The organism is Streptomyces sp. SID14478 (genome assembly GCF_010548525.1).
GTDB lineage: Bacteria > Actinomycetota > Actinomycetes > Streptomycetales > Streptomycetaceae > Streptomyces.
Map to the genome: position 1 here is coordinate 1 of NZ_JAAGMG010001449.1, position 903 is coordinate 903.

General features: G+C 77.3%; 1 protein-coding gene. It reads right to left on the reverse strand.

The annotated features are described in order from the left end of the window. The coding region (locus G3I40_RS45355) for a polyketide synthase dehydratase domain-containing protein (RefSeq protein ID WP_203645963.1) at nucleotides 1-903 on the reverse strand (903 nt) is incomplete at both ends.

Sequence of the window (903 nt, forward strand, 5' to 3'; positions counted from 1 at the left end):
GCTGCGCACGAGACCCGCCACGGCGGCCGCGGCCAGGTCCGGTTCCTCGCCGGGCAGTCCGGCGGCCGCGCGGGTCACGATCGCGAGCCGGCCGGGGCGTTCGGCGCCGATCCAGTCCTGCAACAGGGCGAGTGCCGTCAGCACACCGGTGTGTACGTCCGCCGCGCCGGTTCCGCGGGGCGCCGCCCACACCACCGTGTCGGGCACGTCCCGCAGGAGGGCGAGTTCCGCGAGATCGGCGCAGTGCGCCGGAGGCTCGGGGGCCTGGACGGCCGCCGGGTCACCGAGCACGACGAGACGCCCGGCGTCCGCCGCGGGGGCGGCGGGCACGGCGACCCACTCGACGTCGAACAGCGGGGCGGCGCCGCGCAGTTGGGCCAGCGTCTGCTGTTCGATCGGACGGGTGCGCACCGCGTCCATGCTCAGTACGAGTCCACCGGTCGCGTCGACCGCGTCCACGCGCAGGGTGTCGGGTGCGGTGCGGGCGACGCGGACGCGCAGGGCGTCCGCGCCGGGCTGTGCCAGCTGCACGCCGTCGAAAGCGATCGGCAGAGCCGGCCGGCCGTCCGGGCCGCCTTCGGTGAGCGGACCGGCAGCGGCGTGCAACACCGCGTCCAGCAGCGCCGGATGCAGTCCGAAGGCGGTGGCGCGCGCGGCGGTGTCGGTGTCGAGCGCCAGCTCGGCGAAGACTTCGTCCCCGCGCGACCACGCGGCGCGCACCCCCTGGAACGCCGGGCCGTAGCCGAAGCCGAGGTCGCCGAGCACGCGGTACACCTCCTGCCCCTCGACCGGGTCGCCCGCGACCGGCGGCCAGGCCTGGGACCAGCCGGGCGCCGCGCTCGGCACGGCGGGCGTGAGCAGGCCACGGGCGTGCAGTACCCAGGTGTCGGCGACGCGGGCGTG